This is a genomic window from Nisaea sp. (assembly GCF_017640745.1).
Classification (GTDB): Bacteria; Pseudomonadota; Alphaproteobacteria; order Thalassobaculales; family Thalassobaculaceae; genus Nisaea.
The window spans coordinates 48014-60812 of sequence record NZ_JAEPQA010000022.1 but is presented as its reverse complement, the minus strand read 5'-3'; the positions used below and the strand labels follow the sequence as shown (position 1 = coordinate 60812).

Genomic DNA, 12799 nt, shown 5'->3' with positions numbered 1-12799 from the left:
TCCGCCGGCACGGGCGAGAAGCGCTCGAACGCGATCATGGATTTCAGCGGCATGACGACCGGCTTCGTCGCGGTAGTGACGGACGTCATACGGAACGGCAAACCGGTCGTCGGCTACGGCTTCAGCGGGACTGGCCGCTACAGCCAGAATGCGATCTGCCGGGAGCGGCTGATCCCCCGTCTGCTCGCAGCGGATCCGGAGAGCCTGCTGAACGATGCAGGCGACAATCTGGATCCGTTCAAGGCCTGGGATTGCATGATGCGGAACGAGAAACCCGGCGGGCACGGCGACCGGGCCATCGCCGTCGCCACCCTCGACATGGCGATCTGGGACGCGGCGGCGAAGATCGCCGACGAGCCGCTCTGCCATTTCCTCGCGACGCGCTACGGCAACGGCACCGTGCCGGAGCGGATTCCCGTCTATGTCGGCGGCGGCTATTACGGCAAGACACACGCCGAACTGCAGGACGAGATCCGCCGCTATCTGGACGACGGCTTCACGACGATCAAGATGAAGATCGCCGGCGCGCCGCTCGCCGAGGACCGCAAACGCATCGAGGCGGTGCTCGAGGTCCTGCCTGCCGGCCAGCTCGCGGTCGACGCCAACGGCAATTACAGCCTCGAGCAGGCGCTCGAATGCGGCAAGGCACTCCAGGAATACGGCCTCCGCTGGTTCGAGGAGCCGGGATATCCTCTCGACTATCATCTTCAGGCGGAAATCGCGGAGACCTATGACGGGTCGCTGGCGACCGGCGAGTGCCTCCTTTCGACCTGGGACGCAAAGAACCTGCTGCGCTATGGCGGCCTGCGTCCCGACCGCGACCTGCTGCAATTCGATTGCGCCTTGAGCTACGGCATCTGCGAATACATCCGGACCATCGCCGTGATGGAAGAGTTCGGCTGGTCACGCAGCAGCCTCTATCCGCATGGCGGGCACCTACTGTCCCTCCACATCACAGCAGGCCTTGGCCTCGGCGGAACCGAAAACTATCCCTATACCCATCAGCCGATGGGCGGCTTCACCGACGGCCTCAAGGTCGAGAACGGGCTCGTCGGCCTGCCGGAGACCCCCGGTCTCGGCTTCGAGGGGAAAGCCAATTTCATCAGGCTTATGCAGGAAAATCTATGACCGCGAGGACCCGGAGATGAAGCTCGTACATTACCTGCAATGGGAAGGTCCGGCGCTGACCGCTCTCGCGCCCCGGTTCGAGGGCGTGCAGTTCGTGACGGCAAGCTCCACGGCGGACGCGGTGAAGGAACTTGCCGATGCCGACGCCTTCGTCGTCGCCGGCCCCTACTATGCCGGCGAGGTTGCCGCCGCGGTGAACGCGAAGGCCCCTAAGCTGCGCTGGATCCAGTCCTCGTCCATCGGCACCGACAAGTTCGAGAAAGGCGGCGTCCCGGCAGGCATTACCCTCACCAATGCCGCGGGCCTGAAAGGCCGGACCGTCGCAGAACACGCCATGGCGCTCATGCTCGGATTCGTTCACGCCCTGCCGCAGATGGAACGCTACCGGAGCGCAGCGCATTGGGCCCGCGACGACCTCCGCTCCGAAATCTCCTCCCTGGAGGGCCAGACCCTGCTGGTTCTCGGATACGGATCGATCGGCAAGGAGATCGCCCGCAAGGCAAAGGCCTTCGACATGCATGTCGTGGCGCTCAACAGCTCCGGCGAGGGGGACGGTGCGGCCGATATCGTCGCCTCGATTGCAGGCTTGGACAGATGGCTGCCCGAGGCCGATTTCGTCGCCTGCGCATTGCCGGCGACACCCGGCACCGACAGCCTGATCGGCGCGGACCGGCTGGCGGCAATGAAGCCGGGCGCGATTCTCCTGAATGTCGGGCGCGGATCGACCGTCGATCATGGCGCGCTGGTTGACGCATTGCGTTCCAGGTCCATCGCCGGCGCCTGTCTCGACGTGTTCGGGGAGGAACCTCTGCCGGCGGGCGATGCGCTCTGGCAGCTGCCCAACCTCATCCTCTCGCCGCATGTCGCCGGCACAGGCGGCCCGGCCGGACTCCGTTTCGCGGAACTGTTCTCCGAGAATCTCACGCGCTTTCTGGAAGGCCGGGACCTGAAGAATGTCGTGGAGATCGGCCGGAGCTGACCGGGACCGGTTACACAATGTTGATTTCATGAGGCAATGATGCGGCTCGCAATCATCAACGACTATCAGGCGATTTCGCAGACGGCCGCGGACTGGAGCCAACTGCCCGACGAGATCGAGGCAACGGTCTTCACCGACAGGCTCGGCGATCCCGAGGAAACCGTCCGGCGGTTGCTGCCTTTCGAGATCGTCCTCACGGCCCGCGAGGAAACAAGGTTCTCCGCGGATATTGTCGCGCAACTGCCCAACCTGAAGCTGCTGGTGACCCACGGCCTCAACAACAAGGCGCTCGATCTCCAGGCCCTTAAAGCACATGGCGTCACAGTAAGCGGCACGGAGCTTGGCTTCACGAACGCGACCGTGGAAACGACCTGGGCCCTGATCCTCGGGCTCCACAAGAACCTTTACCAGGAAGCGCACACCATCCGGAGCGGAGGCTGGGGGGCCGGCTTGCCGATGGGCCTGACCGGGAAGACGCTGGGCATTCTCGGTCTGGGAGAACTCGGCGCCGGCGTTGCCAGGGTCGGTCTCGCCCTCGACATGGAGGTCATCGCGTGGAGCGAGAATCTCACCCGCACCCGGTGCGAGGAGATCGGCGTCACGCTGGCGGCGGGCAAGGACGAGTTGTTTTCCCGTTCTGACGTGCTCTCGGTCCACCTCCGGCTCGGAGAACGCTCCGTGGGAGCGGTCGGAGCGCGCGAGCTGTCGCTGATGAAGCCGACAGCCTTCCTCGTCAACACGGCACGTGGCGAGATCGTCGATGAGGCGGCCATGATCGAGGCCCTCGCCTCCGGAAAAATCGCAGGCGCCGGTTTCGACGTGTTCGATACCGAGCCCTTGCCGGCGGACCATGTCTACCGCCGTCTCGACAATGTGCTCGCGACCGCGCATATCGGCGGCCGGACGACCGACAATTTCGCCCTGCGCTACCGGCAGAGCCTCGAAGCCGTCCTCGCCTGGCTGGAAGGCGCGCCGGTCCGGGTTATTGCGTAGAAGTGGCGTGACCGGCAGAACGAACCGGGTTTTTTACATTTACGAAGTCCGTATTTCCAAGCTCTGGATTGAAAAATCCACCGGGATTCGACAGCGGTGAATGGGGCCACATACAGGGATTACGTCTGCTGCGGATCTGCGCTAGATTTGCCGGCCTCAAGAACCGATCTCGCGTCGGGGCCGACCCTGCGAGGGATTCCCGTCATGACTACCGCCGGCGCGAACTCTTCGAACCCGACGACGACCGATGACAGCCCGGATCGGCCATCTCTGGCCATCGCCATGCTGCTTGGGGCGATGTTCGTGTTCACTGTCATGGATGGCATGGCGAAAATCCTGGCGCAGCAAGGCATGCCACCGGAGCGGATCATCCTGCTCCGCTATGCCATGGTCATGGCGCTTCTGGTTCCGGCATTGGTCAGGCACTGGGGCGCCCGCCCCTACCGCACGACGCGCCCAGTCCTCCATATCCTCAGGGGTATGATGCTGATCGCGTCCGCCACGCTGTTCGTCTACGCCATGCGTTCCCTGCCGCTGGAGACCGCCACAGCCATCGGTTTCGTGTCGCCGCTCTACGTCACCGCCCTGTCCATCCCATTCCTTGGTGAGAAAGTCGGTCTCCGGCGATGGGTGGCGGTCGTCGTCGGGTTCGGCGGCGTGCTGATTATCCTGCGGCCCGGGACCGGGGAGTTCCAGGCGGCAATGTTGATCCCGCTGGTCTCCAGCTTGTGCTGGGCGGTCGGCCTGATCATCACGCGGGCCATGCGCGGTCGGGAGAGTCCGCTCACCATCCTCATCTGGTCAACTGTGAGCGGCTTTGTCGTTATCTTCCCCCTTGGCGTTGCCGATTGGGAGACGCCACCTCCCGCTCAAGCCGGTCTGCTTGCCGCAATCGGCGCCTGCCATGCGACAGGGCAGTACCTGACGATCCGTGCCTTCATGCAGGCTAGGGCCTCCATGCTGGCGCCGTTCTCCTACAGTACGATGGTCTGGGCGACCCTCATCGGGCTGCTTGTCTTCAACTCGGTGCCGGATGCCGCAACGCTCGCAGGCGCGGCCGTGCTGGTTGGCGCCGGACTCTATGTCTGGTACCGCGAGCGAGTCCGCGATGTCCCACCAACCGTGCCAGGGGGATCAATCGCGGAGTCCGCGCAGGAACCGCCGGTCTCCGAGAAAACGTCGGATAACGATCGCCACAACCGTGCAGGCTGATCGAAGTAGCCTGGCGGAACCGCTTCGCGCCTCCCGGTCTCTAATCTGAGGACTATTGAAGCGTCTTGGCGTGCTTGAACAGCAGCTCTCGGAAGGCATCAGAAGCAGGGTTAGGAGCCCGATCCCGGGCCCGCACGATACCGATATGCCGCGTCAGATCGGCGTCCGCGACCGGCAGCAAGGTGACGCCCCGCATGTCCAATGTGCGCGACAGCAGCCCCGAAACCAGACCGACGCCCAATCCTTCGCGGACCATGGACACCAGGGTCAGCGAAAAGCGCGTCATGTAGGCGGGCGTCAGGTCCTGGCCCGCCTTGGCGAAGGCCGAACGCAGCGTCGCCCAGGCCGCCGATTCCGGGGGCATGGTGATCTGCGGCTCGTCAGCGAAGTCGGCCAGCGCTACCTCGTCACGTGAGGCGAGCCGGTGATGGTCCGGGACCGCCAGTTTGAACACGTCGTCCAGAAGCGGCTCGCAGATATACGCCTCGGCGCCGGAGGCGAGAGGTGCGACAACAAGGTCGACCTGACCGTTCTGCAAGCGGTCCAGGGCCTGGCCATAGAAGTCATCGATCAGGGCGATCTCGATATCGGGCCAGCGGCGGCGGTAGTCGCCGATGACGGCAGGAAGGTAGCTCGACGCGACCGACGGCGACGCGCCGACGGTCAGACGGCCGCGTTGCAATTGCGCTTCCTCGCGGAACTCGGTGAGCAACGCCCGGGTCTCCAGCACCATTCGCTCGACACGGGCGCGCAGCCGTTCTCCGGCTTCGGTGATGACGACGCGCCGGGTGGTGCGGTGAAAAAGCTTCACCATCAGAATATCTTCAAGGTGGCGGATGCGTGACGAGACGGTGGGTTGAGATACCCGCAATTGTTCCGCGCTCTGACGGAAACTTCCCGTTTCTGCCACGGAGATAAAGGCGTCGAGGTCGGCGGGCGAAAGATTAATCATCATTATTGATCAATCGATATAATCATCTGCATTTTTTCTCAATAATAATCTCGCTAATGTTGCTCCGTGGGCTGCGGGAGCATTCGGGAAATGTCATTTCCAGAATACGGCGCGGCCGGGGTACAAGCGCTCGATCCGGGCCGACCCGCCGAATTGAGGAAGCACGGATGACCATCCATACCGACATCGTTTGGCGCTCACTTCTGTACGTGCCGGCCAACAACGAGAAATTCATCTCCAGAGCGCATACGCGCGGGGCCGACGCGCTGATCCTGGATCTGGAAGACAGCGTCCCCGAGGACCAGCGTCAGACCGCACGCGACATGCTTGCCGATGCCGTGACCTCGGTGACCCAATCGGGCGCCGATGCGACGGTCCGCATCAACCGCCCCCTCCGGCATATGGTGAAGGACGTCGAGGCTGCGGTGCGCGCCGGTGCCAAGGCACTGTTCGTGACCAAGGTCGATAGCCCGCAGCACCTGAAACTCGTCGACGAACTGGTCGGCGAGGTCGAGCGCGAGGCGGGGCGCCCCGAGGGCTCAGTCCGGCTGATCCCGATGATCGAAAGCGCCGCTGCCTATTTCCTGGCGCAGGACATTGCCCGTGCCAGCCGCCGCAATGTCGGCGTCAATCTGGGCGGTGAGGATTTCGCCCTCGACGTCGGCATGGTCCCCGATACGGAAACACTGGCGCTGCCAAAGCAGACCCTGGTCTTTGCCGCCAAGGCTGCGGGCATCATGGCGATGGGCTTCATGGGCACCGTCGCCGATTATTCGGATACCCGGGCCTTCCGCGCCACTGTGCGCCGCTCGCGCAAATTCGGGTTCGAGGCAGCGTCCGTCATCCATCCCTCCGGCGTGCCGATCCTCAACGAGGAATTCACCCCGACCGAAGTGGACGTCGAGAAAGCACGCGCCATCGTCGCCGCTTACGACGAGGCGACAAAAAGCGCCGTCGGCGCCATCAAGGTCGACGGCATGATGATCGACGTGCCGGTGGCGCTTCGCGCTCAGAAACTGATCCGCCGGTATGAAGCGATCAGGGCCAAGACGGCGTGACGCTCCTTCAGCGCCCCCACGCGACCATTCATGCCTCTCATCTCCAGCGATAACAAGGAAACGCCTATGCCGCTCAAGACACGCCCTCTCACGGACACCTTCGGCCAGGAAGTGCTCGACGTCGACCTTTCCGATCTCGACGATGCGACGTTCGATGAAATCTACAAGCTCTGGCAACAGGACCCGGTGCTGCTGTTCCGGCGACAGAGCTTCAGCGAGCGCCAGCAGGTCGAGTACTCCAAGCGCTTCGGCGAGTTGGACATCCTGGTGCGCGACGACATGATTTCACCGCAGCATCCGGAGATTATCTACATCACGGCGCTGAGGCGCCCAGACGGTACGCCGCTCGGCGGTCTCGGCACGCAGGAGATCTATTGGCACCATGACCAGATCTACCGCCAGCGCCCGGCCAGCGGTTCCGTGTTCTACGCCGTCGAGATGCCCGAGGGTGAAGGCCAGACATCGTTCTGCAACACCAGTCTCGGACTGGAGCGCATGCCGGACAACCTCCGCAAGCAGCTGGAAGGCCGTCGCGCGACGGCGAAATACGGCCTCAAGGCGGAATCGACAACCCAGCGCGATCTCGGCAAGGACCCTGAGGCCATGAAGAAGATCAACGAGAAGACGCCGCCGGCGACGCACGACATCGTCCTCGAGAACCCGGCGACGGGCCAGAAGTCATTCTACCTCGATCCGAACAAGACGCTCCGCATTGAGGGCGTAAGCGAGCAAGAGAGCAAGGAACTGATCGACACCGTCTATCAGTTCATGTTGCAGCAGGACGAACTCATTTACAGCCACAACTGGCGCAACGGCGATGTGGTGATGTGGGACAATGCCCGCGTCTGGCACCGCCGCGAGCAGTTCGACGCCACAAAGCCGCGCTTCGCCCGGCGCACCACGATCTTCCTGCGCCCCGACGACTTCGCGGTTCCGGAACCAGATTTGGCGCGAGGCGCCGCGGAATGACCGACGGCCAGGGAGCCGGCCCGCTTCAGGGCCTGCGCGTCATCGATGCCGCGACGGTCATTGCCGGGCCGACCATCGGTATGATCATGGGAGACTTCGGCGCCGACGTGATCAAGGTCGAGCACCCGCGCGGCGACGTGCTGCGCGCGACGGGACATCAAAAGGCGGGGGTCGGCCTCTGGTTCAAGATGGCGAACCGTAACAAGCGCTGCGTGACCCTCAACCTCGGGTCCGAGAAGGGCCAGATCCTGTTCAGGAAGATGATCGAGACAACGGACGTCCTTATCGAGAACTTCCGCACCGGCACGATGGAGAAATGGGGGCTCGGCTGGGAGGATCTGAAGGCAATCAATCCACGCCTCGTCATGGTACGGGTGACTGGCTACGGGCAGACCGGTCCCTACAAGAACCGGCCGGGCTTCGGCACCATCGCCGAAGCATTTTCCGGTTTTGCCGCGCTCACCGGGACGCCGGACGGCCCGCCCACGTTGCCGAACTTCGGTCTCGCCGATGGGATCGCAGCCGCATACGGCACCTTCGCCGCGATGTTCGCGCTCTATCACCGCGACGCGCATCAGACCGGAGAGGGGCAATACATTGACCTCTCGATCTACGAGCCGCTGTTCCAGGTCATGGGCCCCCAGCCGCTACAGTTCGACCAACTTGGTGTCGTGCAGCGACGTTACGGAAATCGCTCCAAGAACAACGCGCCGCGCAATACCTACCAGACCAGGGACGGCCACTGGGTCGCGGTTTCCACCAACGCCCCCAATATCGTCAAACGGGTGCTGACGCTATGCGGCGGGCCGGAGATCGCCGAAGACCCGCGCTTCCAGACGCCGCAAGGCCGTGTCGAGCATATCGACGAAGTGGATGGAATTGTCGCGTCCTGGATCGCCGGGCACGACCTCGATACGGTGCTGAACGAGTTCGAAAGGGTCGAGGCCGCCATCGGGCCGGCCTACACCATCGACCAGATCTTCGAAGACCCGCACTATCAGGCACGCGGCGATATCGTCGAGGTCGAGGATGAAGATCTCGGTACGGTCCGTATGACCAACGCCTTCCCTTACATGTCGGCGACGCCCGGAAGCATTCGTCATGCGGGGGCGCGAAAAGGACAGCACAACGAGGATGTATTCTGCAGCGAAATGGGGCTTTCCGTCGCCGAACTGCGGATTCTGAAAGATGAAGGTGTTGTTTGATCGGCTGGACATTGCCGAAAAATCACGGATCCCCTGGACATGGACGGCCGCCCGGTTCCGGGCCTCTATGCCTGCGGCAACGACCTGAACTCGGTCATGGCCGGCTGCTATCCCGGCCCCGGTATCACCCTCGGCCCGGCGCTCGTCTTCGGCTACCTGGCGGCGATCCATCTGGCTCGCCGGCACAGCGTTGGATCTAGCTGAAGGTCTTCCACCCTGCTTCCGGACATGGAAAAGGCCTTAGCGAGTTTTGCGCTAAGGCCTTGATAATGCTGGTTGCGGGGGCAGGATTTGAATCTGCGACCTTCAGGTTATGAGTTTTATTAAGACTTGGCGGAGACCATCCTCAAACTCTCGGGTACTAATTTCGCTTTCCAAATCGATCCACTGAGACGTGCGCTTAGAGATTTCGATGAGGGCCGTGCCGACTGCATTTGGGCGCTCGATCTGCCGTTACTGCATAAATTTGGGGTGAGGTCTGAAGGACTTCTTCAAAGCCTGAATGTCCTGACGAGCACGCAACGGGTTTATACGCTAAAGGGCAAGGTAGGCACCGAGGGCCTAGAGGATCTGAACGGTCGAACCGTCGGTATACTCAACGGGTCCAGCATTATCCCGGAACTCGAGTCGGTTTCAGCCGTCATCGTGCCGCTGTCGTCGCAGACGACGAAAGTCGAGATGCTATATCGCGGCCGCCTCGACGCGATCACCGCCTGGGAGCTCGATATCTATGCCACGATCGCGGCGCTGGCTTTTGATCCGGATGCCATAGTCGTTTCTCCCTATATAATGAGAGCAAGCGACATCAGGTTCGTCTGTCATCCGGGTCTTGGAACCCGTCTCTTCCTAAACCAGGCTGACGCGGCCATCAGAACGCTGCGCTCGACATCCGAATTCCGGGCGATAGCTGACCGATACGGGCTGCCGTTGGCCCAGCGCTAGATCGAGGACCCAGTCAGTTGAGTAAGAAAACTTCGTATATTAGCGCAAAGTTGACCAAAATTATCCTGTCCCTGTCCATAGGGATCGGCCTGATCTTTGGTCTTTTCCAGATCGTGCTCGACGTCATTCACCAGAAAGAGCAGCAATCCACCTCGATCAACATGCTGATCGAGGCGCTTACGCCGCTGGCTTCCCAGGCTGCGTACGAAATGAGCGAGCAGTCCGCCACAGAGATTCTCTCCGGCGCGATGGCGTTCCCTTCGATATTGTCCGTCACGATTCTGGATGACCGGGGAGACGTTCTCGCGGAAACCTTGCGCCAGAACGGGGTAACGGAGGTCCACCCTATCTACCGGTACATTTACTCAGATATGGATTCTTTCACGGTTGCGCTGAAATCCAGGTTTCTCGACCAGAATGTCGGCATTCTAACCCTGACCATCGACCGGCAGCTGCTCGGCGAAGAAATTCTGTTCCGTGCCATCAATATCCTCACTTTCGAAGTGGCCCGAAATATCATCCTGGCGCTCGCCTCGCTGTTTGCATTCAACTGGTTCATCGGTACGCCGCTCATCAGGCTTAGCCGCAATTTCGCCGCGCTTTCGGACACCAGCGGGATCCCGAAGCCACTCAGGGTTCCGCCAAACCACGCCGATGACGAGTTTGGTGAGCTGATCGGCAACATAAACCGAACCCTCTCGGAACGCGCCGAATTCGAGAGTCAATTGCGCCGTGTGCAGAAGATGGAAGCGATCGGTCAGCTGGCGGGGAGCATTGCCCACGATTTCAACAACCTGCTCGCTATCATCAAGGGAAACTTCGATCTGCTCCAGAAATTCTACTTTGACGACCAGGCGGCTCTGAAGCATGTCGATATTGCAAATCGGGCGATCGATCGCGGTGCTGATCTGACACGGAAGCTGCTTTCCTTTGCGCGCCGGGGCCAGACCAGCGTCGAGGATCTGTCGGTCAATGACATTGTCCGTGATGTGATGCAGCTGTTGCCCCGAGCGCTGACGGCGACCTATGACATCCGCCAAAATCTTGCCGACGATCTATGGCCGGTTACTGTCAATCGCGGCGATATGCAGGATTCCATGATCAATCTGGCACTTAATGCCTTCGATGCGATGCCGAGAGGCGGAGTCCTGTTGTTCGAGACGAGCAATAGGGTCCTTGACGAAGAGTATGTCAGGCTGCACCCGCAGGCGAGGACCGGAGATTTCGTTCTGCTATCCGTCACGGACACCGGGACCGGGATTCCCAAGGACCTGCAGGACCGGATCCTCGAGCCGTTCTTCACCACGAAATCTAAGACCGGAGGCACCGGACTTGGACTGACGATGGTCTACGGCTTTGTCCAGCGCTCTGGCGGCCTGATGAGTATCAATTCGGAAGAAGACCGCGGCGTGACGTTCAATATCTACCTTCCACGAGCTACCGGAGCCAGCTCTGGCATGATGCCGATTTCAGGCGTAGAAGAACTCCCCCCGCGGATCGGAGACCGTACTCGTCGTGGATGATGAGGCGGACCTCGTCGACCTTGCTTGTGCTCATCTTAGAGACCTAGGCTACCGAGTCTTGTCGGCGTCAAGCGGCGAAGAGGCGGTGAATGGCCGTCTCCGAGCGTTACGACGGTATCCCCACCAAAGATGGCGAACAGTTATCCAAGCGCCTTCCCGGCGAATGGTTCAAGAACGAGGATCGAATTCACCTTGTCCAAGGACAGAATTCGATGGCGGGTCGAAAAGCAGGATCGAAAAAAACTTTTTCCATTAAATGAGGTATTTGCTTCTCCCTACCTCAATTCCAAATTGTCCGGGCGATGAAGCGGTAGCCAATACCCCGCTGCGTCCGGATGTAGTGTGGGTTCTTAACGTCGTCGCCGAGCTTCTTTCGGAGTTTCGCGATCGTGACGTCGATGCTCCGGTCAAACGGGTTCCAGTCACGGTCAGACACCAGGGTCATGATCCTATCGCGGGTCAGGTTCTGGCCGGAATTCTTCACAAAGATCTCGAGGAACTTCGCTTCCAGCGAGGTCAGTACGACGCTTTCACCGGAGTTACTAAGGAGTTCGCCGCTATCAAGGTTGAAGGACCAGCCGTCAAACTTCGCGATGCTGCTGCCGGCGCTCGCAGAATCGTTCGCGAGGTCCTCCTCCTCCTTAACGCAACGACGCAGAAGGCTGCGGACCCGAGCCGTCAGCTCGCGTGGGTGGAACGGCTTGGTCACGTAGTCGTCCGCGCCAATCTCCAGCCCTACGATCTTCTCGATCACGTCGTCCTTGCCCGTCACGATCATGATCGGGATATCGGATACCTCACGGATTTCCTTCGCGAGCGAAAGCCCATTCTCGTAATCCAGCATCAGGTCCAGGACCACGAGGTCGGTCCGCCCACGTGAAAGCTCTTCATGCATCTCCGTCCCGGTGGCTACATCAACCACGCGGTAGGATTCTCTCTCGAAGATCGCACGCAAGGTTGTCCGCATGTCGGGATCGTCATCGACAACGAGAATCTGTCTTGTCTCAGGCAAATTCACCTATTTGCTTCCAAAAACTCTGACTCGGCAAACCTGTCACGGCCCAATACTTCAGAATGGCCATTTCCAGACGCACGATCAAAAAGTTACATCCGGTTACAATTCAACACATTTCTTCACCCTTCGATCATACCCGGGTGACTTGTATCCATCATAGTCACCCTCGTTGATCGATCCGAGTAGCGCCCCGGTCTCTTGCTTCCGGGGGCCCGCAGGCTCCGACACATTCGTGACGCAATAGGGTAAAGTAACTATGAACAAATCGAATCAAATCACCGGAAAAGAGCGATTTTTCGACGAGGACGATATCATCGTCAGCAAGACCGACCTGAAGGGCCGGATCACCTATGCCAACCGGGTGTTCCTCGAAATCGCAGACTACACCGAGGAAGAAGTCCTCGGTCAACCGCACGCCATGATTCGTCATCCGCACATGCCGCGTTCGGTCTTCAAGCTTCTCTGGGACACCATCCAGAGTGGCCATGAGATCTTCGCCTATGTCGTAAACCGCACCAAGAACGGCGATCATTACTGGGTCCTGGCGCATGTGACGCCGAGTTTCGACGCCGACGGCAAAATCGACGGCTATCACTCGAACCGCCGTGTTCCGGACCGTCAGATCATCGACGGAACCATCAAGCCGCTCTACGCGAAAATCCTCGCGGAGGAGGAGCGGCATCATGACCGCAAGGCGGGCCTCCAAGCCGGCTACCTGATGTTGACAGGGCTGCTTGAGCAGCAGGGTGTCGACTATGACCAATTCATCGCTGCCCTGACCAATGGTCGTGACAGCCATTTCAAGACCGCAGCCTGACGGAAG

14 protein-coding genes are annotated in these 12799 nt (G+C 60.8%); 12 read left to right on the top strand and 2 right to left on the bottom strand.

Going from position 1 to position 12799, the window contains the following annotated elements; all coding sequences use genetic code 11:
• The first annotated feature begins 51 nt into the window (after window positions 1-51).
• The 4 genes from JJ959_RS15560 to JJ959_RS15545 all read left to right on the top strand — a co-directional run bounded on the left by JJ959_RS15560 (window position 52) and on the right by JJ959_RS15545 (window position 4312).
• Window positions 52-1128, top strand: coding sequence for an enolase C-terminal domain-like protein (locus tag JJ959_RS15560; RefSeq protein WP_292885434.1), 1077 nt, complete (start codon window positions 52-54; stop codon window positions 1126-1128).
• Window positions 1129-1144: 16 nt separating this feature from the next.
• Window positions 1145-2107 (top strand): D-2-hydroxyacid dehydrogenase, encoded by a 963-nt coding sequence (locus tag JJ959_RS15555; RefSeq protein ID WP_292885387.1) that lies wholly within the window; start codon window positions 1145-1147, stop codon window positions 2105-2107.
• 39 nt (window positions 2108-2146) lie between these two features.
• Window positions 2147-3100 (top strand): D-2-hydroxyacid dehydrogenase family protein, encoded by a 954-nt coding sequence (locus tag JJ959_RS15550; RefSeq protein WP_292885384.1) that lies wholly within the window; start codon window positions 2147-2149, stop codon window positions 3098-3100.
• A 204-nt stretch (window positions 3101-3304) separates the two neighbouring features.
• A complete protein-coding gene (locus JJ959_RS15545) occupies window positions 3305-4312 on the top strand; it encodes a DMT family transporter (protein ID WP_366817068.1) in 1008 nt (335 codons plus the stop codon).
• A gap of 52 nt (window positions 4313-4364) precedes the next feature.
• On the opposite strand, the gene JJ959_RS15540 is transcribed toward JJ959_RS15545, so the two are convergent.
• Window positions 4365-5267, bottom strand: a complete 903-nt coding sequence (locus JJ959_RS15540) for a LysR family transcriptional regulator (RefSeq protein ID WP_292885381.1) — start codon at window positions 5265-5267, stop codon at window positions 4365-4367.
• Between the two features lie 164 nt (window positions 5268-5431).
• Between JJ959_RS15540 and JJ959_RS15535 the strand changes: the two genes are divergently transcribed.
• The 7 genes from JJ959_RS15535 to JJ959_RS15505 all read left to right on the top strand — a co-directional run bounded on the left by JJ959_RS15535 (window position 5432) and on the right by JJ959_RS15505 (window position 11221).
• Entirely contained in the window at window positions 5432-6322 is an 891-nt protein-coding gene (locus tag JJ959_RS15535; RefSeq protein WP_292885378.1) for a CoA ester lyase, read from the top strand.
• Window positions 6323-6388: 66 nt separating this feature from the next.
• Entirely contained in the window at window positions 6389-7291 is a 903-nt protein-coding gene (locus tag JJ959_RS15530; protein WP_292885375.1) for a TauD/TfdA family dioxygenase, read from the top strand.
• Window positions 7288-8496, top strand: a complete 1209-nt coding sequence (locus tag JJ959_RS15525; RefSeq protein ID WP_292885373.1) for a CoA transferase — start codon at window positions 7288-7290, stop codon at window positions 8494-8496. Before JJ959_RS15530 ends, JJ959_RS15525 begins: the two co-directional genes overlap by 4 nt.
• A 39-nt stretch (window positions 8497-8535) precedes the next feature.
• Window positions 8536-8700: an FAD-binding protein gene (locus tag JJ959_RS15520; protein ID WP_292885370.1), complete on the top strand. Its 165-nt coding sequence runs from the start codon at window positions 8536-8538 to the stop codon at window positions 8698-8700.
• A 126-nt stretch (window positions 8701-8826) separates the two neighbouring features.
• Window positions 8827-9438 (top strand): transporter substrate-binding domain-containing protein, encoded by a 612-nt coding sequence (locus tag JJ959_RS15515; protein ID WP_292885367.1) that lies wholly within the window; start codon window positions 8827-8829, stop codon window positions 9436-9438.
• Window positions 9439-9455: 17 nt separating this feature from the next.
• Window positions 9456-10961 carry an ATP-binding protein gene (locus JJ959_RS15510; protein WP_292885364.1) on the top strand — a complete coding sequence of 502 codons (1506 nt, stop codon included), beginning with the start codon at window positions 9456-9458 and terminating at the stop codon, window positions 10959-10961.
• A gap of 89 nt (window positions 10962-11050) precedes the next feature.
• Entirely contained in the window at window positions 11051-11221 is a 171-nt protein-coding gene (locus tag JJ959_RS15505; protein WP_292885361.1) for a hypothetical protein, read from the top strand.
• A 20-nt stretch (window positions 11222-11241) separates the two neighbouring features.
• Here JJ959_RS15505 and JJ959_RS15500 read toward each other — a convergent pair whose 3' ends face one another.
• The gene (locus JJ959_RS15500; protein ID WP_292885359.1) at window positions 11242-11979 is read right to left on the bottom strand and encodes a response regulator transcription factor; all 738 of its coding nucleotides are present in this window, start codon (window positions 11977-11979) and stop codon (window positions 11242-11244) included.
• Between the two features lie 253 nt (window positions 11980-12232).
• Between JJ959_RS15500 and JJ959_RS15495 the strand changes: the two genes are divergently transcribed.
• Entirely contained in the window at window positions 12233-12793 is a 561-nt protein-coding gene (locus tag JJ959_RS15495; RefSeq protein ID WP_292885356.1) for a PAS domain-containing protein, read from the top strand.
• Window positions 12794-12799 lie beyond the last annotated feature (6 nt).